18 protein-coding genes are annotated in these 19,058 nt (G+C 71.1%); 12 read left to right on the top strand and 6 right to left on the bottom strand.

Annotation, left to right across the window (positions count from 1 at the left end; genetic code table 11):
- Position 1 precedes the first annotated feature (1 nt).
- The 6 genes from DPM19_RS24450 (at position 2) to DPM19_RS24475 (ending at position 4,744) form a co-directional block, all read left to right on the top strand.
- Entirely contained in the window at positions 2-742 is a 741-nt protein-coding gene (locus DPM19_RS24450; RefSeq protein ID WP_111870348.1) for an ABC transporter permease, read from the top strand.
- Positions 743-756: 14 nt separating this feature from the next.
- A complete protein-coding gene (locus DPM19_RS24455) occupies positions 757-1,911 on the top strand; it encodes a sensor histidine kinase (protein WP_111870349.1) in 1,155 nt (384 codons plus the stop codon).
- On the top strand, positions 1,904-2,530 hold the full coding sequence (locus DPM19_RS24460; protein ID WP_111870350.1) for a response regulator: 627 nt from the start codon (positions 1,904-1,906) through the stop codon (positions 2,528-2,530). The genes DPM19_RS24455 and DPM19_RS24460 overlap by 8 nt, the downstream gene beginning before the upstream one ends.
- Positions 2,531-2,585: 55 nt before the next feature.
- Complete coding sequence (locus tag DPM19_RS36465; RefSeq protein ID WP_111870351.1) at positions 2,586-4,052, top strand: membrane-associated oxidoreductase; 1,467 nt, start codon at positions 2,586-2,588, stop codon at positions 4,050-4,052.
- 185 nt (positions 4,053-4,237) lie between these two features.
- Positions 4,238-4,504 (top strand): hypothetical protein, encoded by a 267-nt coding sequence (locus tag DPM19_RS24470; protein ID WP_111870352.1) that lies wholly within the window; start codon positions 4,238-4,240, stop codon positions 4,502-4,504.
- A 9-nt stretch (positions 4,505-4,513) separates the two neighbouring features.
- Positions 4,514-4,744, top strand: a complete 231-nt coding sequence (locus DPM19_RS24475; RefSeq protein WP_111870353.1) for a hypothetical protein — start codon at positions 4,514-4,516, stop codon at positions 4,742-4,744.
- A 144-nt stretch (positions 4,745-4,888) separates the two neighbouring features.
- On the opposite strand, the gene DPM19_RS24480 is transcribed toward DPM19_RS24475, so the two are convergent.
- Positions 4,889-6,163, bottom strand: coding sequence for an FAD-binding oxidoreductase (locus DPM19_RS24480; RefSeq protein WP_111870354.1), 1,275 nt, complete (start codon positions 6,161-6,163; stop codon positions 4,889-4,891).
- Positions 6,160-6,861, bottom strand: coding sequence for an NAD(P)-dependent oxidoreductase (locus DPM19_RS24485; protein WP_111870355.1), 702 nt, complete (start codon positions 6,859-6,861; stop codon positions 6,160-6,162). Before DPM19_RS24485 ends, DPM19_RS24480 begins: the two co-directional genes overlap by 4 nt.
- Positions 6,862-6,944: 83 nt before the next feature.
- Between DPM19_RS24485 and DPM19_RS24490 the strand changes: the two genes are divergently transcribed.
- The 6 genes from DPM19_RS24490 to DPM19_RS24520 all read left to right on the top strand — a co-directional run bounded on the left by DPM19_RS24490 (position 6,945) and on the right by DPM19_RS24520 (position 11,937).
- A complete protein-coding gene (locus DPM19_RS24490; protein WP_111870356.1) occupies positions 6,945-7,571 on the top strand; it encodes a TetR/AcrR family transcriptional regulator in 627 nt (208 codons plus the stop codon).
- A gap of 229 nt (positions 7,572-7,800) precedes the next feature.
- The gene (locus DPM19_RS24500) at positions 7,801-8,490 is read left to right on the top strand and encodes a DUF4189 domain-containing protein (RefSeq protein WP_199485262.1); all 690 of its coding nucleotides are present in this window, start codon (positions 7,801-7,803) and stop codon (positions 8,488-8,490) included.
- Between the two features lie 373 nt (positions 8,491-8,863).
- The gene (locus tag DPM19_RS24505; RefSeq protein WP_111870358.1) at positions 8,864-9,844 is read left to right on the top strand and encodes a DUF7064 domain-containing protein; all 981 of its coding nucleotides are present in this window, start codon (positions 8,864-8,866) and stop codon (positions 9,842-9,844) included.
- Positions 9,841-10,896 carry a phosphotransferase gene (locus DPM19_RS24510; protein WP_111870359.1) on the top strand — a complete coding sequence of 352 codons (1,056 nt, stop codon included), beginning with the start codon at positions 9,841-9,843 and terminating at the stop codon, positions 10,894-10,896. Before DPM19_RS24505 ends, DPM19_RS24510 begins: the two co-directional genes overlap by 4 nt.
- Positions 10,897-11,143: 247 nt before the next feature.
- Entirely contained in the window at positions 11,144-11,455 is a 312-nt protein-coding gene (locus DPM19_RS24515) for a hypothetical protein (protein ID WP_111870360.1), read from the top strand.
- 29 nt (positions 11,456-11,484) lie between these two features.
- Entirely contained in the window at positions 11,485-11,937 is a 453-nt protein-coding gene (locus DPM19_RS24520) for a hypothetical protein (RefSeq protein ID WP_233510708.1), read from the top strand.
- Positions 11,938-12,026: 89 nt separating this feature from the next.
- On the opposite strand, the gene DPM19_RS24525 is transcribed toward DPM19_RS24520, so the two are convergent.
- From DPM19_RS24525 to DPM19_RS24540, 4 genes are all read right to left on the bottom strand, one after another.
- Positions 12,027-12,827: an SAM-dependent methyltransferase gene (locus DPM19_RS24525; RefSeq protein WP_158566878.1), complete on the bottom strand. Its 801-nt coding sequence runs from the start codon at positions 12,825-12,827 to the stop codon at positions 12,027-12,029.
- A 143-nt stretch (positions 12,828-12,970) separates the two neighbouring features.
- Positions 12,971-13,378 (bottom strand): nuclear transport factor 2 family protein, encoded by a 408-nt coding sequence (locus DPM19_RS24530; RefSeq protein WP_158566879.1) that lies wholly within the window; start codon positions 13,376-13,378, stop codon positions 12,971-12,973.
- Between the two features lie 141 nt (positions 13,379-13,519).
- A complete protein-coding gene (locus tag DPM19_RS24535) occupies positions 13,520-13,960 on the bottom strand; it encodes an acyl-CoA thioesterase (RefSeq protein ID WP_111870364.1) in 441 nt (146 codons plus the stop codon).
- A 29-nt stretch (positions 13,961-13,989) separates the two neighbouring features.
- The coding region (locus DPM19_RS24540) for a type I polyketide synthase (RefSeq protein WP_146778982.1) at positions 13,990-19,058 on the bottom strand (5,069 nt) is incomplete at its 5' end.

Genomic DNA, 19,058 nt, shown 5'->3' on the forward strand with positions numbered 1-19,058 from the left:
CATGTCCGCAGCCACCGCCGTCCTCAAAGCAGAGTTCCGGCTCTTCGTCCGCGAGCCGTACAACCTGTTCTGGATCGTCGTTTTCCCCACCGTCCTGCTGGTGATCTTCGGTTTGATCCCGTCGTTCCGGGAGCCGAACTCCGGCCTCGGCGGGGACCGGATCATCGACGTGTACGTCCCGGTCAACGTGCTGCTCGCCATGATCATGGCCGGGATCCTGGCGCTGCCGCCCGTGCTGTCCGGCTACCGCGAGCACGGCATCCTGCGCCGCATGTCCACCACGCCCGTACGGTCCGTCACGCTGCTGGCCGCGCAGATCGTCCTGCACTTCGCGGCCGCCCTGGGCTCGGCGCTACTGGTCATCGCCATCGGCCGGCTCGCCTACGACGTGGCACTGCCCGGGCACCTGTCCGGCTACCTGCTGGCGCTCCTGCTCGGTGCCCTCGGCGCGCTCGCGCTGGGCGCCGCGGTCGCCGCGGTCACGCCCACCACCAGGGCCGCCACCGTGGCCGGCTCGGTCATCATCTTCCCGGCGATGTTCCTGGCGGGCGTCTGGATTCCCGTCCAGGCCATGCCCGACGTGCTGCAGCGCATCGTCGAGTACCTCCCGTTCGGTGCCGCGGCCCAGGCCCTCAACCAGGCCGCCGCGGGCGGCTGGCCCGACTGGACGAACCTCGGCGTCATCGCCGCCTGGGCCGTCGCGCTGATCACCGCCGCCGTGCGCTGGTTCCGCTGGGAATAGGGGAAAATACGGTGATGGAGACGACTCGGGACCAGTGGGAACGGTTCCACCGCTGGGGACCGTTCGGCCTCCTGTTCCTCGCGACCCTCCTGGCGCTGTTCATCTGGGAACTCGTCATGTCGCCCCTGGAGCAACGGGTGGCCGTGCTCCTCGTCCTCACCGCGCTGGCCCTCCAGGTCCTCCACCTCACCGGGAAGGTCCCCGGCCCGGCCTACTTCTGGACCCGCACCGCCCTCGCCTTCGCCCTCTCCTGGCTGAACCCCTTCTACTGCGTTTACGCCGCGCTCGGGTACCTCGACGCCCCGCGCTACCTGACCCGCCGCCAAGCCCTGGCCGGGCTGTTCGTCACGGTGGTCATCATGTCCGGCGCCCAGTCGAGCGGCCTCTCGCCGAGCAGCCCCGTCCAGGTGGCCGCCTTCGGCTGCCTCCTGGTCTTCAACTCGGTGCTCGTCCTCATCATCGGCGGCCTCGCCGAACGGGAGGCCAAGCAGGCCCGCGCCCAGGAGGAGACCATCGCCGAACTCGAACGGACCAACGCCCGCCTGGAACAGGCCCTCGCCGAGAACGCCGGCCTCCAGGCCCGGCTCCTCGCCCAAGCCCGCGAGGCCGGTGTCAGCGCCGAGCGCCGCCGCCTGGCCGCCGAGATCCACGACACCCTCGCCCAGGGCCTGACCGGCATCATCACCCAACTCCAGGCCGCCGACGACAGCGAGCACGTCCGCCGCGCCACCGCCCTCGCCCGCGAGAGCCTCCGCGAGGCCCGCCGCTCCGTCCAGGACCTCGCACCCACCCACCTGGAACACGACACCCTCCCGGCGGCCCTGGAGAAGATCGCCGGCGGCCGGGCCCACCTCACCGTCACCGGGGCGGTGGAACCCCTGCACGGCGAACTCGAAGCCACCCTCCTGCGCATCGCCCAGGAGGCCCTCGCCAACGCCACCCGCCACGCGCACGCGCACCGCATCGGCGTGACCCTCTCCTACATGGACGACGAGGTGACCCTCGATATCCGCGACGACGGCCGCGGCTTCACCCGCCCCTCCTCCGGCTTCGGCCTGACCGCCATGCGCGAACGCGCCGAACGCGTCGCCGGCACCCTGGAGATCGAGTCGGAACCGGGCGGGGGCACGGCGGTCTCCGCCCGCGTACCGTTGATCCGCCATGGCTGACATCACCCTGCTGATCGTCGACGACCACCCCGTCGTCCGGGACGGCCTGCGCGGCATGTTCGCCGCGACCACCGGCTTCGAGGTCCTGGCCGAGGCCGCCGACGGCCACCAGGCCGTGGCCCTCGCCACGGAACTCCGCCCCGACGTCGTCCTCATGGACCTGCGAATGCCCGGCGGGGGCGGTGTGGCGGCCATCACCGAACTCGCCCGCCGCGGCCTGCCCTGCAAGGTCCTCGTCCTCACCACCTACGACACCGACACCGACACGATCGCGGCGATCGAGGCCGGCGCCACCGGCTACCTCCTCAAGGACGCCCCCCGCGACAACCTCTTCGACGCCGTCCGCGCCGCCGCCGCGGGCCGCACCGTCCTGTCCCCGGCCATCGCCTCCCGCCTGGTCTCCCGCGTCCGCGAACCCCGCGGCGAGTCTCTGAGCACCCGCGAACTGGAGGTCCTGCGGCTGGTGGCCCGCGGCACCAGCAACCGGGAGATCGCCGCCGAACTCTTCATCAGCGAGGCCACGGTCAAGACCCACCTCACCCACATCTACGCGAAGCTGGACGTCAAGGACCGAGCCGCGGCGGTGGCCACCGCCTACGACAAGCACCTGCTGCCCTGACGCGGTTCATGGCATCCGTTTGACAGTGCATGGGGTCCGCGAGAAGGTCCCGCCGATGGAGATCGCCGAAATGTCGCCCGCCGAGCGCCGCGTGTGGCGGGCGTTCCCCCGGGGCGGCACCGTCGACTTCCGCCGATCCGACGACGAGGACGCGGAGGACGGCCACGCCTGGGCCCCGGAACGCACCGTCCGCGCCGAGTTCCTCCGCGCCCTCCTGCTCTCCGGCTCCGCCGAGGAGGGCGAGGTCGCGGCACTACGGGTCGCCGGTGCCCGGATCACCGGCGTGCTGGACCTGCAGTACGCGACCGTCGAGCACGCCATCCGGCTGTGGGGCTGCCATTTCGAGCGCCCGGCCATCCTCTACGGCGCGCGCGTCCGCCAGCTCAACCTGAGCCATTCCTACCTGCCTGCGCTGGAGGCGGCCACCCTCCACGTCGACGGCGTCCTGCGACTCACGGACTGCGTCATCCCGGGGCAGGTCCGGCTCGGTGGCGCGCGGCTGTCCGGCGCGTTGTTCATGGAACGGGCGCGGCTCGGCGACGAGGACGGGGACGAGGACGACGTCCTGCACCTCAACCACGCCATCGTCGACGACGACCTGTGGGCGCCGGGGCTCACCGTGCACGGTGAGATCCGGCTGAACGGCACCAAGGTCTCCGGCACCGTCAACCTCGACGAAGCGGTGCTGCTCAACCCCGGGGGCACGGTGCTGGACGCCAAGTCCTTCGTCGTCGGCACCGACCTGCAGGCCGTGGGAATGCGCGCCGAGGGTCGCGTCAACCTCCGCGGCACCACGGTCGCCGGGGGCATCTATCTTGCCGAAGCACGGCTTTCCAACCCTGGCGGGACGGCGCTCCGGGCCACCAGCGTCATCGCCCGCGAGCTCTGGCTGCGGAACACGCCCCGCATCGAGGGCACGGTCAACCTGCGCCGCTCCCAGTTCGAAACGCTGCACGCCACCCCGGACGTGTGGCCGGACGTCGTCGGGTTCGACGGCCTCACCTACGGCGCGCTCACGCCGCATCTCCCCGCGGAACAGCGTCTGCCGCTGCTGGAACGCGAGGAGGGCGGCTACGTTCCGTACGCGTACGAGCAACTCGCAGCCGCCTACCTGCGCATCGGCGACGACACGGCGGCCCGCACGGTGCAACTGGCCAAACAGCGCCGCCACCGTTCGACGCTTCCCTGGTACGCCAAGGCCTGGGGCCACCTGCAAGACGCCACCGTCGGCTACGGCTTCCGCCCGGTGCGCGCGGCGTCCTGGCTGGTGACGCTGCTGGTCATCGGCACCGTGATCTACGGCCTGGAGCAGCCGCCCGCGCTGAAGCCGGGTGAGGCCCCGACCTTCAACCCGCTCTTCTACACCTTCGACCTGCTGCTGCCGATCATCGACTTCGGGCAGGAGAAGGCGTTCAAGCCCCAGGGCTGGTACCAGTGGCTGTCGTACACGCTGATCCTGGCGGGGTGGATCCTGGCCACCACGATCGCCACCGGCATCACCCGCACCGTCAGCCGCCAGTAGCGCCGCCGGTGCGGGCCCGGCCCGGATCGGCTCTTGCGGCGTAGCGGAGGGACCCGTCTCCGACGCGGCGCCGAACCTCGTCCCACTCTCGAAGGACGCGCCGGCGGTGGGCCTGGCCTGCGCCGGTTGCGGCTGTAGGTGCTGTTGGCCGGTCAGGTCGGGGGTCGCCGCGTACACTGAGCGGCATGACCGATGACTCCCTGGCCAGGCAGGTTCCAGAGGATTTCCCCGGGCTGGGGGAGCACGATCTGATCCATCTGGGCGGTCAGACCGCGGTGGTCGTTCCGCTGGTGGAGTTCCAGCGGTTGCGGCGTGCGGCGTTGCATGCTCGCTTTCTGCGGGCGAAGGCTGCAGGTGAGACCGAGCGCTTGACGGTCGAGGAGTTCATCGAACGTACGGGGCTTGCCGAGAACGTCAAGGCCGAGCTGCGTTCCATCCCCGAAACCCGCTGATCGCGGGCGATGTCGTTCCACATCGAGTGGGAGCGGCTTGCCGCCCAGGCGTACGACATGCTGGACGCCGACGCCCAGGCGGCGATCGCCAGGGCGGTGGTCCGGCTCGCCAGGCAGGGCATCCCCGATGACGCGGAACCCGGTGAGGACGGGAGATGGACGCTGCGCACGGGCGCTCACATCATCGTTTTCACCGAGAGTGACCTCGACCTCTATCTGATTGCGATCGAGCCCGCCTGAGGCGCCTGGCTGCTGAGCGAGCGCGTGTCGTACGTGACGGGCGTCGTGCTACCAGTCACCGGTGCAGGCGCTTGTAGGACGGGGATGTGCTGACGTGGTGGAGATCGGCCGCGGTGCGGTGCTCCGGCCGCTGGAGTGGTGGATTCAGCCGCGGGGGCCGGCGGTGAAGGCGGGGCTGGTGCCGAGCCGGGCCGCGGCGAACGGTTCCAGGGCCCAGACGGGGCTCGCCTGGGCGTGGGCGGCCGCGGGGTCCGCGAGCGAGACGCGTGGATCGACGGGGGACACCGCGCTGACGAGGTAGTGCGCGTCGCGCCCTCGCACGGTGTCCGGTACCGCCGGGGGGCGGGCGAGCGCGGCCCCGAGGTGCCGGATGTTCATGATCACCATGGTCGGCCCGGACAACTCGGCCAGCGCGTCCAGCGCGGCGGGGTCCAGCCTGCCGAGCAGGAGGTTCTCGCCGATGTACGCCCCGGGGTCCGCCGGTTCGGCGTGGACCCGGGCCGACTCGGTGAACCGCAGCGGTGCCAGCGTGTCCTCGATCACCGGTGCCGCGTCCCGCAGCGGCGCCACGAGCCGTTCGGCCGCGGGCGCGGTGCCGCGCGACGCCACCGCGATCCGGGCGATCCGCCGCCCGCGCAGTGGGAGCGGCAGGACGTCCAGGTCGGGGAAGGACATCACGCGGAGCGCGGAGGTGAGATCGTCCGGCAGGGCGTCCGTCCACTCCCGGTACGCCTGGAGGACGGCGGGGTCGCCGCCGGCGGTCGCCGGCCCGAGGTCGAAGGTCAGGCCGCCGCCCTGCAGCGGCCCGCCGGGAAGCAGCCCGACGGTCATCGCGGTGACGACCTCGCCGTGGACCGGGCCGGTGCCGCGCAGCCGGGCGAACCGTTCGGTGTCGTCCGGGCCGACCTCCCGCTCGGTGCCGTCCAGGGTGGCCACGGTGAAGGAGCGGACGTGGTCGCAGGCCCAGCCGTCCGAGCGGGCGAGCAGGCCGAGCCCGCCGCCGAAGACGTAGCCGGCGGCGCCCACCCCGGCGGCGCTGCCGCTGGGAGGCAGGAGCCCGTGCGGGGCGGTCGCCGCGATCACCTCGGCCCAGGTCGCGCCACCGCCGAGCCGGGCCGTTCCGGCGACGGGGTCGATCTCCACCTCGTTCAGCCGGCGGAGGCCGAGCACGATGCCGCCGTCGGCGGCGGATCGCATGCCGTGCCCGGTGCCGTGCACCGTGACCGGGATCGCGTGGTCACCCGCGATGCGCAGGGCGGCACGGACGTCGGCGGCGTCGAGCGCCCCGACCACGACGTCGGGACGGTGCCGCAGCCCGAGCTGGAAGCCGGCCAGCTCGGCGGAGAAGCCGGGGTCGGCGGGTCGCCGCACCGGCCCCGCGACGGCGCGGGCCAGCTCCGCGGCCAGGCGCGCGCTCACTTGCCGCCGCCGATGCGGAGCGCTTCCTTCAGGAACACCCGGTAGACGCTCGGCGTGCCCTCGGTGGTGATGACCTCGACGACGGAGCGGACGTGGCGATCGTCGACGGCCGCGCGGACGAGCGCGTCCGCCAGGTCGCGGCGCGAGGTGAACCGGCCGACCATCTGCGGCGGGCCGACGGTGTAGCCGGTGACCGTGCCGCCGTCGAACAGCCCCGACGGGCGGATGACGGTCCAGTCGAGGTCGGTGGCGGCCACGATCTCCTCCATCCGGGCGGCGTCCTTGTAGAGCGGGCGTCCCATCCTGAGCAGCAGCGGAACGATCACCTTGCGGTAGAGGAGGGTCTCGCCGGGCGGGGCCTTCATCGGCACGCCGGTCGAGGTCACGCAGACCAGGCGCCGGACGCCGTGCGCGGCCATGGCCGCGCTGATGTTCTTCGCGGACTCGGAGAACGTGGTGGTGGCCTCGGAGCCGTAGGGCACACCGAGCGTCGAGATCACCGCGTCGTGCCCGGCCACCACCCGGTCCACCGCCGCGGCGTCCAGGGCGTCGGCCCGCGCGACGGTCAGTGCGGGGCCGCTGAGGGGGAACGCCTCCGGATTCCGGGTGACCGCGGTGATGGTGTGGTCCTCGGCGAGTGCCTGTGCGGTCGTCAGCCGCCCGGTCGGACCGTTGGCCCCGAAGATCACGAGCTTCACGTACTACCTCCTGCTGGCTTCGCGTCGCTGCTGTTTGACGGCTACTATATTCACTATAAGTAGCGTAAACCGATAGGGGGGTCATGAGCGAGGAACGAGGGCGGCGCCGCTACGACTCGCTGCGCCGCACCGTCCAGGCGCTGGAGACCCGGGCCGAGATCGCCCGCGCCGCACGCGAACTCTTCCTCGCCCGGGGGTGGGCGGCCACGACGGTGCGGGACGTGGCGCGCGAGGCCGGCGTGTCCGTGCCGACGGTCTACGCGACCTACCAGAACAAGATCGGGCTGGCCCGGGCGCTGGCCGACTCGGTCGACCTGCGCGGTGACGCGCAGCGGATGCTGGCCGAGCTGGAGGACCCCGCGGCTGGCCCGGCGCGGCAGCTCGGCGCCATGGCCGGCTTCGACCGCCGGCTGTACGAGCGTGCCGGCGACATCATCGTGCTCGTGCGCGAGGCGGGCCGCACCGAGCCCGACCTGGCGACCGTGTACGGCGACGGCCGGCGCCGGGCCGACCAGACCCGCCGCCAGGTGTTCTCCTCCTGGCCGGACGGGGCCCTGCGCGCCGGGCTGGACGTGGAGACCGCGGTCGACGTCTACGCGGCCATCTGCAACATCGACGTCTACGCCATGCTCACCGCGGAGCGCGGGTGGCCACCCGATCGCGTCGAGCGATGGTGGGGCGACGTCCTGGCCCGCGAGCTGCTGAGCTGACCACTGGGGAACTCCTGGCGGCCTGGTCACGGCCATCGACCGGAACGGGCGCGGCGGCATCATCCGGTGGTCGTTGGATCCGGTTGAGGATCGGCGCGACAACTGCCACGTAGACCACCGAAACGCCCTGGAACCGTTTTGTCGGAAATCACGTCTCAGTTCCGCTTCGCACTGATCGGACAACCGTTACGATCTTCCGGACATTGACATATCTGGGGAGTGGGTCACCGTGCAACCCCCGCAGCCGCCGCAACCGCCGCACGGCGGCCAGCCGCCCGCGTACGGGCCTCCGCCCGGCCCGCCGATGCCGCCCGGCTCTCCCGGGTGGGGGCCGCCCGGAGGACCTCCTGGTCCGCCCGGACCTCCCGGCTGGGGGCCGCCCGGCCCGCCGCGGCGGCCGAACAACAACGGGGCGGTCATCGTCGTCATCTTCGCGGTCTTCGTGCTGCTGATCGGCGGCGGTGGCGTCGTGTGGTGGCTGGCCGGCGACGACGACTCGGACGGCGACCCCGTGGCCACGGTGCAGGACCTCCCGACGCCGCCCCGCTACACCCCGCCGCCGCTGCCCAGCTTCAGCCCGCCGGAGCTGCCCACCCGCGCGCCGTACTCACCGCCCGCGTACGAGCCGCCGACGACGCAGTACTACGGAGCCATCGCCGTGGCGCCTGACGGCAGCACCGGCAGGGCCTGGGACTACCGCACCAGGGCTGAGGCCGAACGGCGCGCGTTGCGGGAGTGCCCCCGCTCCAACTGCAAGATCCTCACGGTTTTCGTCAACGGCTGCGGCGCCGTCGCCTACAACTCCAGGACCAACAGGTACTGGGGTGGCCAGGGTTCCAGCCGGACCGCGGCCCAGCGGAACGCCATCTCCAACGCGGGCGGCGGCCGCTCGATCACCTGGGTGTGCACCACCCGGTAGGCGGGTCGAGAACCCACCGCCATCCGCCAGAGCCCCGAGCCGTCGATCCGTTCGCGGCGTACGCCGGCCCGGCGGGTCCGGATCCGATCCGTTCCCGCCGCGGCCGCGTGCGCCGGCTCGGCCGAGCAGGCGGTCGCGCGCTTGCGCACCCTGCCGGCGGGTCGCGCGGCAGCCCGTCGTCGACGGACCACACCGGCACCTTGAACGCAGCCGGCCGCGCCCCGACGTGCCGGCACGGCGCGCCGGGCCCTGCCGTCGAATTCGCGCCCCGGTCCGGGGGTTGCCAGCCGACCGAAGCGGCGAGGAAGATCTTTCAGAGTGCGGTCTCGCCCCCGCGTCGGCCCTCCCCACCCCCTCCGGAGGATCCACCCTCATGGCGAAGATCATTGACCACGGCACCTGGCGGCTGACCCCCGAGGACGAGTCGCTGCACGACCCCGGACCCGAGGTGCTGTGGAACGAGTCCTACTACTTCGACTTCGCCGCCCCGGACGGGTCGGTCGCCGGATACGTCCGGCTCGGCCTGTACCCGAACTGGGGCCGCGCCTGGTACTGGGCCTGCGTCACCGGCAAGGACCGTCCGCTCGTCCTGGTCGCCGACAACGACGCGCCGCTCCCCGAACCGGGCGGCACCGACATCCGCACCGGCGCCTACACCGCCACCCAGCGCGTCGTCAGCCCGTTCGGCCCGGTACGGATCGGACTGGACGCCGAGGCCGCCGTCCTGCCCGACCCCACCGCCGCCCACGGCGGCACGTCCGGCACCGGGACGACACGTCTCACCTTCGACCTGCGCTGGGACACCGTCAGCGGCGTCTACCCGTACAAGGACCTCAACCGCTACGAGATCCCCTGCACCGTCACCGGTACCGTCACCCTCGGCGACGAGACGATCGCGATCGACGCGTCCGGCGAACGCGACCACAGCTGGGGCGAGCGGGACTGGTGGAAGATCTCCTGGCTCTGGTCGTCCGGCCGCCTCGACGACGGCACGTTCTTCCACGGCATGCAGGCCAACATCGGCTTCGCGATCCCGTGGCCGTCGTTCGCGGTACCGCCGGGCGGCGAGATCGAGCACCGCGGCGGGTTCTCCGCCGAGACCCGCTTCGCCGCGGACGGGTCACCCGAGTCGTCGCACCTGCGGGTGCCGGGCCTCCCGATGACCGCGACACCGCTGGCGTTCGCGCCCGTCACCGTCGTCTCGCCGGACGGCGTGCCCGCGCACTTCCCGCGCGCCCTGTGCCGCTTCGACACCGCGGACGGACGCAGCGGGCACGGCTGGACCGAATGGCACCAACCGCCCGGCTGGCGCGACCACGGCTGGTCCCACCTCGCGGAAGGCGACCCGACATGAGCGGCGCGGTCGCCGGTGCCGCCGACCTCACCGCGGCATGGCTGACCGGCGCCCTCGCCCCCCACCTGGACGGCGCGGCGGTCACCGCCGTCACGGCCGAACCGGTCGGCACCGGCCAGGTGTCCGACAGCTTGCGCCTGCGCCTGCGCTACGACCGCCCGGTCCGGCTGCCCGCCACGATGGTCGCCAAGGTGCCCGCGGCGGCCGAGGCGAGCCGCGCCGCGGCCCGCGCGATCCGCACCTACGAGATCGAGGCGAGCTTCTACGCGCACATCGCGGGCGGACTCGACGCCAGCCTGCCCACCTGCTACTTCTCCGCCTACGCCGCGGCGCGGGACGACTATGCCGTCCTGCTGCAGGACCTCGCGCCCGCCACGCCCGGCGACCAGCTCGCCGGCGTCACCCCGGACGAGGCGGCCGCCGCGATCGACGAGATGGCCGTGCTGCACGCCGCCGGCTGGGACGACCCGGGCCTCGCCGCCCTCCCCTGGCTGAACCGGCACAGCGCGGAGACCGCCGCGTTCACCGCCGCGATGGTGACCGACCTGTACGCCGGGTTCAGGGAACGCTACGCGCCCCGGCTGGAACCCGAGGTCATCGGCCTGGTCGAGGACTTCCTGCCGGCCATGGGCGGATACCTCGCCGCGCGGGACGGCGCGTCCACCCTCATGCACGGCGACTTCCGCGCCGACAACCTGCTGTTCGGCGGCCCCCGCCCGGTCGTCCTGGACTGGCAGACCTGCGCCTACGGCCCCGGCCCGACCGACCTGGCGTACTTCCTCGGCTCGAGCCTCCCCGTCCAGGCCAGACGCGACCACGAACGGGTGCTCGTCCACCGGTACCACTCCGCGCTAACGGCCCGCGGCGTGCGGCTGACCTGGGACGACTGCTGGGACGCCTACCGCCGGCACGCCTTCCACGGCATCGTCATGTCCGTCGGAGCCGCCATGCTCGTCGAACGCACCGACCGGGGCGACGAGATGTTCTGCACCATGACCACCCGGCACGCACACCACGCCCTCGACCTCGAAGCCACCTCGCTCCTCCACTGACCCCACCACCGCCGCGACCCGGGCCTGATACAGCCGGCAGACCGGACCGTCGAGGTGCAGGGCGGCGGTCGCGAGCGACCGTTTTGGTGCGGGTGGTGGCGGTGGTCAGGCGACCGGTCGGTCATGCAGGAGTCCTTCCTGGAAGAGGCCGTTGGGGCCGGTCCATGCCGATGTTGCCCGGCGAACCTGGCGTTGCAGGGTGAGCAAGCGGCCCGTAGTGCGTAATACGGCGTGTTACGCTTTCGGAGTGGCGAATACCCGGTTCAGCATTTCGACGGACCCACAGGTCCATGCGGCGATCAAGGCGCATGCCGATGCCGCTGGTCTGGATGTGTCCGGCTATATGATCGCCGCCGCGGTGGCGCAGATGGCGGCGGATGACGCTACAGCAGCGATCTTCGCTCCACTGGATGCCGACAACGCCATGGCTCTGGAGGAGTCGGTGGCTGTCGAGACACCTGGCCTGCCTGCTTTCGAGGACCTGACGGCCGAGGAGAAGGTGCTGGCGCGCAGGGTCCTGTCCGCAGCGCTCGGCTCGGACCAATCGGATGTCGCGTGACTGCTCGTACGGTCGTTTACGACACGGGCATGCTGCTGGCGATGTTGAGCGGTGACGCGGTGGCCCTGACGGTGCATCACGGACTGCGGACCGCGCCGCACCGGCCGGTCGTCATCGGCCCGGTGCTGGCGCAGGCATGGCGGCCGGATCCCAAGACCGTCCACGCTTTCAGCGGATATCTCAAGGACTGCACGGTTCCGCAAACACGTGGTGCCGCAGCGCCGATGCAGGGGAAGGCGGCCGCCAGCGCTGGGTGCGTGGCCTGTGCGAAGACTTCCACACTGGACACCTACAAGCGGGCCGGGGCCATGCTCGCCAAGGCGGTGCCGCCGGGCAAGAAACGCCCTGATGGGGTGGACGCCCTCGTCGTCGTGACCGCCGGGCTGCATGTTCCCGCCCAGATCCTGACCAGCGACCCCGGCGACCTGGCCGCCTACGCCGCGACCCTTGACCACGCCGACATCACCATCGAACGGATCTGATCACCCGACCCCGTCCCGCGCGCTGCGGTCGGCATGAGGTGCGGGTATCGCCGAGCACTCGGGCTGCGGGTCTCCGGGCGTGTTCTCGGTCAGTCCGTGGGTTTGCGGGCGACCGCGCAGGCCCCCAGGTTCGCGATCTCGTCGCCGGGTTCCTGCTCGACGGGATCCAGTTCGGGTCTCCAAAGGTACGGATCGACCAGGCCCGGCTCGAGGAGTTCGAAGTCGCCGAACAGGGCGGTGATCTCGTCCCTGTCGCGCAGGGTGCCCAGGCCCATCTTCGCCTGGTAGGCCGCGGCGACGTCCTGCAGGGCAGGGAGCACGTGGCTGATCGTCAGGAAGCTGCCGGGGACGAGCCGGCTGCGGAGGCGGGCCAGCAGGTCGGCGGGCCGGGGGTCGGGAAGGAAGTGGAACAGGGCCAGCGCGCTGACGGCGACCGGCCGGTCGAAGTCGAGTGTCCGGGCCGCCTGCCGCATGATGCGGTCGATGTCGATGACATCGGAGTCGATGTAGTCGGTGGCGCCCTCCGGCCGGCTGGTCAGCAACGCGCGGGCGTGGGTGAGCACGATCGGGTCGTTGTCGACGTACACCACCCTGGAGTCGGGCGCGACGCTCTGGGCGACCTCATGCAGGTTCGGCGAGGTGGGCAGTCCGGTGCCGAGGTCCAGGAACTGGCGGATCCCGTGGTCACGGGCGAGGACCCCCGCGGAGCGGGCCAGGAACCTGCGGTTGGCCCGTGCCAGCGGCCGCAACTGCGGACAGATGCTGAGAATTCGCTGGCCGAACTCGCGGTCTGCTCCGAAATGGTCCTTGCCGCCGAGATAGAAGTCGTAGACCCGCGCGGGGTGCGGCTGGTCGGTGCGCAACTGCGCGGATGGTGGGGTGCCGGTCATCGAGGCCATTCCTCAAAAGGGGCAAACGAGGTCGCGTCAGGAGAAGCCTAACGGCGACGGACACCCAGGTGCCGCCGGCCACCGCCGCGGCACTCAGATCGCTCAGCCCTGGGAGGAACCCACCTGAACCCGAACCCGTGGGATCAAGAGGAAGTCGCCTCGGCCATCACGGGATGGTTGTGATAGTCGCGCGAGGTCACGATCTGACCGTTGCGGACCCTGGACACCTGGATGTTCGAGACCTGGAACGAGCGGCCGGTCGTGGTGACCAGTCCGTCATAGTCGTACTCGGCGATGACCACCTCCGGGTCGCCGGTCTCATGCAACACGATGTGATGAGCCTTGAGTTCCAGCGGTTGACGTGCGACGGCGGCGAAGTACCTCTGGATCTTTGCGCGGCCGACAAGTCGTGGCGGGTCGGCGGGCATGGCGAAGGGGTACTCCACCACCGCGTCCTCCGCGTACAACTCGTGGAGTTCCTGCCATCGCCCTTCGGAGATTCCCTGGATCAGGCGCTCGATGACATCACGCGGACCGGCGGGTTCGGGCATTGAATTCTCCAAGACGCCGTGTTCTCCGGCTTCGGCCGGGAAACCATGAGAAAGCCATGATCTCATGGCCGAGAGCCGCGGAGTGGCCGGCGCCGGTAGAGGTCCTTTTCACTCTCCGACCGGCGCCGCCCGCCCCTCGGCTCATTTGAACAAGGTCTCGAAGACGGCGCGAGTCGGCGGGCTCCACGGGGCGGGGCGCATGGTCTCAGGGTCGAGGCGGATGTGCACCCGGCGGCCCTCAGCGTGGACGGTCTCGCCGTCAAGGGAGATCACGCGGTATCCGTAGACGGCGCTGGTCCTGCCGAGCTTGTCGACCCAGAAATGGACGCCGACCGTACCGGCGCCGCGTACCGGCGTGCGGTAGGTGATCGAGAATTCGGCGACGGCGAGGAACGCGTCGGGATGGCTGAACAGGTCGTTGTCCTCGGTGCGGCTCTGCTGCGACCAGAACGTCGCCAGCGTTCGTTCCAGAATCACCGCATACCGGCTGTTGTGCAGAAGACCCATGGGATCGAGGTCGTCGAAATACACGGGCATCGGTTCGACATGTCCGTAATCAATGGTCGGCAGAGGCTGGGCCATCACGTCCGTCCCTTCGGGTTCGCGGCAGGTCAGCCGATATCGTCGGCCAGGATTTCGGTCCGCAGATACGGCGCCAGCGCGGCCGGCTTCGGGTAATCGTAGACCACCGTCGGTGGCAGCGGCAGCCCTGTGATCGTACGCATCCTTCGGTAGAGTTCCAGGGCGCTGAGCGAGGAGAAACCGACGTCAACGAACTCTGTGTCGGCGTCCATTTTCTGCTCCGGAGATTGGTGGCCGAGCACCTCGGCCGCATGGGTGAGCACCAGATTCAGCAGGATGGCCTCCTGCTCTCTTCTGGAAAGACCGGCCAGGCGTTGCCTCAGTTGTTCTGGCTGGGTGACCGTGCCGTGTTGATCGACTTCGACCGCATTGATAAATGGCTGTGCTTCGCGGATTTCGCGAGCGAGCGCCGGCTGGTTCTTCGCGAAATGCGGCCAGTCGATATCGGCCACCGTGATGGAGACTTCGCGGCGGGTGAGCGCCGCGCCCACCACGGAGGTGTTCAGGTGGATCGGGCGCAGTCCGCCGTCGGCGTTCGCCGTCGCCCATGCGACGGACGTGGCGGGCAGACCGGACGCCTGACGCCGCCGCGCCACGGCGTCCATGGCCGCGCGAACGGGCGAGTCCAGGGCGCCTGCGACCGGCGAGAAGAGGACGAACGCCGTGAGATCGAAGGCTCGGGTGAGCTCGTCGAGAGCGGTCGCGGCGGCGATGGCGGCCTCCGGTTCATCGCCCGGCATGGGCGCGGCATGGACGAGGGCGGTGAACGGATGCTCCTCGGGGATGCCGTTCAGCAGTTCGGTGAGGGCCGCACGGTCGGTGAGATCCACCGCGGTGCTGCGCACCTGGACGCCGAGGTCGCCGAGTTCCCCCACGAGCCCGTCGCCATCCGGAAGACCGACCAGGATCAGATGGGCGGCTCCCTGGCTCGCCAGCCAGCGGGCGGCCTGCGCGCCGGCCTCGGAGCCGGCCCCGGAGATCAGGGCCGTGCCCGAGGGGCGCCAGGCGGGCCGGGGCTTGGCGGCCCTGGCGAGCCGGAGCGCGAAGGTCCCCGAACCGCGGATCGCGATCCGGCTCTCGCTTTCGGGGCGGGCGAGCATGTCGGCGAGACGCCGCCGGGCACGGCCGTCGATGACGTCAGGCAGATCGATGAGACCGCCACACCGTCGCGAGTTCTCCAGGACGTGCCGATCGGCGGAACTCCACGCCGCCGCCTGTGACTCGTCGAACCGGGGGTCGGCCGCACCCGTCAGAACCGCACCCCTGGTGAGAATCCACAGCGGCGCGTCGAGGGCGGCGTCGTCGAGGGCGCGTACGAGCAGGCCGGCCAGAACGTCCGGGCCGGCTCCCGTTGACCGGTCCTCGGCGGAGGGAAGCAGTGCCAGTACGCCCGTGGCCGGTCCGTCCGCGAGAGCCGCCGCGATCCGCCCGGCGAACATTCCGTCGACATCCGAGGTCTCCAGCGCGGCCCGGACGACGTGGGCGCCGCGTTCCGTCAGGGCATCGGTCGCCGCGGTCGTGATGTCGCAGGCGACCTCGGTCGGGGAGACGACGAGCCATTTCCCCGTGAGCGCCGCATCGGTGTCGGTGGCCACCGGCTTCCACTGGAACTCGTACCAGAGCCCGCCCTGCCGGTGCCATGCCGCGAACTTCGGCCACAGCGCGTTCAGCGACGACCGGTCGGCCTCGTCCAACTCCAGGACCGCCGCCACTTCCTCGGCGTCCCCGGTCGCCATGGCCTCCCACAACCCGCCGCCGCCCTCGGCGACTTCAGCGTGCCCGCCGGACGCGTCCAGCCAGTACCGCTGCCGCTGGAACGGGTAGGTGGGCAACGGCACGTGCGGGGCCCTGCCGGAATCGGCTGCCCCGGCCGGCGCGATCAGCCCGGTCCAGTCGATGGCGGCGCCGTGAGTATAGGCGGTGGCCAGCGCCGTGATCAGGCCGGCGGCTTCGGGCCGGTCGCGCTGCAGCGTGGCGAGGACGGTGGGGTCGGCGGTGGGGTCTTCGGCGGCGAGGGTTTCGGTGATCATGGGGGTGAGGGCGGCGTCGGGTCCGAGCTCGAGGTAGGTGGTGACGCCGTGGTGGTGCAGGGCGGTGATGCCGTGGTGGAAGCGGACGGCCTGGCGAAGGTGGCGGCTCCAGTAGTCGGGGGAGGCGTGTTCGCCGGCGCTTGCGAGGGTGCCGGTGAGGTTGGAGATCAGGGGGATGGTGGGCTGGTTGCAGGTGAGCTGTCGGGTGAGGTGGGTGAGTTCGTTGGCGGCGTGGTCCATGTGGGGTGAATGGAAGGCGTGGCTGACGTTGAGGACCCGGGTGCGGTGTCCCTGGTTACGGAGCCGATCGGCGACCTGATGGACGGCGTCATGGTCACCGGAGATGACGGTGGCGGCCGGACCGTTGATCGCGGCGATCGCCACCTGGTCGTGCGGGGCTTCCCGGCTGCCGGTGTCGGCATGGGAGGTGATGGCGGCCTGGACCTGTTCCTCGGACGCGTTGATGGCGATCATGGCGCCGTTGGCGGGGGCGGCTTGCATGAGGCGGCCGCGGGCGGCGACGAGGGTGCAGGCGTCAGGCAGGGTGAGCACCCCGGCGGCGTGGGCGGCGGCCAGTTCCCCGACCGAGTGACCGATCAGGTAGTCGGGCAGCAGTCCGCACCGCGTGACAAGCTCGAAGAGGGCGACCTCGACCGCGAAGATCGCGGCCTGGGTGTACATGGTCTGGTCGAGCAGGGCGGCTTCAGGGGTGCCGGAAGCAGCGAAGACGATTTCGGGCAGCGGCTCGTCCAGATGCGCGGCGAACTCGTCGCAGATCCGGTCGAAGGCCGTGGCGAAGACCGAATAGCGGTCGTACAGCTCCCGCCCCATGCGGGGGTGCTGGCTGCCCTGCCCGGTGAACACGAACGCGGTCCTGCCCTGCCCGCTCGCACCGGTGCGGCCGGAACCGTTGGAACCGGGCGATCGGGCCGGGGTACCGGTGACCAGGTTGGCGGCGGAGACGCCTGCGGCGAGAGCGGCGAGCCCGGCGGAGAAGTCATCGCGGTCGCGGCCGACCAGCACCGCCCGCTCCGCGAAAGTCGTGGTGCGCGTGTCGGACAGCGCGCGCGCGATCGTGTCCGGGGCGACCGCGGGATCGGCGATGAGAAGCTCGCGAAGCTGCCGTGCCCGGTCCCGCAACGCGGACCCGGACTTCGCGGAGATCACCCAGGGAACCGCCTCCGGACCGCCCTCGCCATCGGCCGCCCGCTCCGGAGGGGCCTGCACGCCGGCCGGGGCGTCGGGTGGGCTCTGGAGGATGAGGTGGGCGTTGGTGCCGCTGATGCCGAAGGAGGAGATGGCGGTGCGGCGGGTGGGTTCGTCATGCGGCCATGGGGTGGGCCGGGTGAGGAGTTCGATGTTGCCGCTGTCCCAGTCGGCGTGCGGAGTCGGCTCGTCGATGTGCAGGCCCGCGGGCAACTGGCCGTGCCGCATCGCGGCAGTCATCTTGATGAGGCCGGCGATGCCGGCGGCCGCCTGGGTGTGGCCGATGTTGGATTTGATCGACCCCAGCAGTAGCGGCCGGTCGGCGGGCCGGTGTTGCCCGTAGGTGGCCAGCAGGGCCTGAGCCTCGATGGGATCACCGAGCGTGGTGCCGGTGCCGTGGGCTTCGACCGCGTCGACCTGGTCGGGGGTGAGGTGGGCGTTGGCCAGTGCTTGGCGGATGACGCGTTCCTGGGACGGGCCGTTGGGGGCGGTGAGTCCGTTGCTGGCTCCGTCTTGGTTGACCGCCGACCCGGCGATCACGGCGAGGATGGGGTGGTTGTGGCGTTGGGCGTCCGACAGGCGTTCTAGGACGATGATGCCGGCGCCTTCGCTCCATCCGGTGCCGTCCGCGGCGGCGGCGAACGACTTGCAGCGCCCGTCGGGGGCCAGGCCGCGCTGGCGGCTGAACTCCACGAAGACGGTGGGTGTGGACATCACCGTCACACCCCCCGCCAACGCCAACTCACACTCACCGTTGCGGAGGGCCTGGGCCGCGAGATGGACCGCGACCAGAGACGAGGAACAGGCCGTGTCGATGGTGACAGCCGGCCCTTCCAACCCCAGGGTGTAGGCGATGCGGCCGGAGGCGACACTGGCGGAGTTGCCCGTCAGGAGATGCCCCTCGTACCCCTCCGGCACCGGCTGCAGCCGGGAGGCGTAGTCGTTGTAGATCACGCCGGTGAACACCCCGGTCGAGGAGCCGCGGAGCGTGGCCGGGTCGATGCCCGCGCGTTCGATCGCCTCCCAGCCGGTCTCCAGCAGCAGCCGCTGCTGCGGGTCGATCGCCATCGCCTCGCGCGGTGAGATGCCGAAGAACTCGGCGTCGAAATGGTCCGCGTCGTACAGGAACCCGCCTGCCCGGGTGTAGCAGGTGCCTGGCCGGTCCGGGTCGGGATCGTACAGGTCCGCATTGGGCCAGCCCCGGTTGGCCGGGAAAGCCCCTATCGCGTCTCCGCCTGCCCGGATCAGCTCCCACAACTCCTCCGGTGAAGCGACCCCGCCGGGGAAACGGCACCCCATCCCGACGATCGCCACCGGCTCGTCCAGAGCCGCGGCCGGCTTGCCGTTCCCGAAGACCGTACTGCTCGGAACGGCAGGACTCTCAGGCGCGATCTGGGTGTGGATGTGGTGGGCCAGTGCTTGGGGGTTGGGGTGGTCGAAGATCGCGGTGGGGGTGAGTTTGAGGCCGGTGGCGGCATTGAGGCGGTTGCGGAGTTCGACCGAGGTCAGGGAGTCGAATCCGAGCTCTTTGAAGGCGCGGTCGATGTCGATGGCGTGGCTGTTGCGGTGGCCGAGGACGACGGCGGCGTGGGTTTGGACGAGTTCGAGGAGTGTTTGGTGCTGTTCGGTTGTGGTCATGCGGGTGAGTTGGTGGATGAGGGTGTGGGTGGTGTTGGTGGGTGTGTTGGTGGCGGTGCGGCGTTGGGTGGTGGGTGGGGTGTGGTTGGTGATGAGCAGGTGGGGGTGGGTGTGGTGGGTGAGTGTGTGGGTGAGGGTGGTGGTGGCTTGGTGGGTGGTGAGGGGGGTGATGCCGAGGTTGGCCAGGCGTGTGTGGTCGGTGGTGGTGAGGTTTTGGGTGAGGT

It is taken from the genome of Actinomadura craniellae (assembly GCF_003289645.1).
GTDB lineage: Bacteria > Actinomycetota > Actinomycetes > Streptosporangiales > Streptosporangiaceae > Actinomadura_D > Actinomadura_D craniellae.

Bases quoted from the DNA above. Each gene is read 5' to 3' on its own strand.
- DPM19_RS24510 (WP_111870359.1), top strand. From the start codon at position 9,841: ATGAGCGGCGCGGTCGCCGGTGCCGCCGACCTCACCGCGGCATGGCTG.
- DPM19_RS24525 (WP_158566878.1), bottom strand. From the start codon at position 12,827: ATGACCGGCACCCCACCATCCGCGCAGTTGCGCACCGACCAGCCGCAC.
- DPM19_RS24530 (WP_158566879.1), bottom strand. From the start codon at position 13,378: ATGCCCGAACCCGCCGGTCCGCGTGATGTCATCGAGCGCCTGATCCAG.
- DPM19_RS24520 (WP_233510708.1), top strand. From the start codon at position 11,485: ATGCTGCTGGCGATGTTGAGCGGTGACGCGGTGGCCCTGACGGTGCAT.
- DPM19_RS24505 (WP_111870358.1), top strand. From the start codon at position 8,864: ATGGCGAAGATCATTGACCACGGCACCTGGCGGCTGACCCCCGAGGAC.
- DPM19_RS24490 (WP_111870356.1), top strand. From the start codon at position 6,945: ATGAGCGAGGAACGAGGGCGGCGCCGCTACGACTCGCTGCGCCGCACC.
- DPM19_RS24470 (WP_111870352.1), top strand. From the start codon at position 4,238: ATGACCGATGACTCCCTGGCCAGGCAGGTTCCAGAGGATTTCCCCGGG.
- DPM19_RS24535 (WP_111870364.1), bottom strand. From the start codon at position 13,960: ATGGCCCAGCCTCTGCCGACCATTGATTACGGACATGTCGAACCGATG.
- DPM19_RS24460 (WP_111870350.1), top strand. From the start codon at position 1,904: ATGGCTGACATCACCCTGCTGATCGTCGACGACCACCCCGTCGTCCGG.
- DPM19_RS24450 (WP_111870348.1), top strand. From the start codon at position 2: ATGTCCGCAGCCACCGCCGTCCTCAAAGCAGAGTTCCGGCTCTTCGTC.
- DPM19_RS24475 (WP_111870353.1), top strand. From the start codon at position 4,514: ATGTCGTTCCACATCGAGTGGGAGCGGCTTGCCGCCCAGGCGTACGAC.
- DPM19_RS24455 (WP_111870349.1), top strand. From the start codon at position 757: ATGGAGACGACTCGGGACCAGTGGGAACGGTTCCACCGCTGGGGACCG.
- DPM19_RS36465 (WP_111870351.1), top strand. From the start codon at position 2,586: ATGGAGATCGCCGAAATGTCGCCCGCCGAGCGCCGCGTGTGGCGGGCG.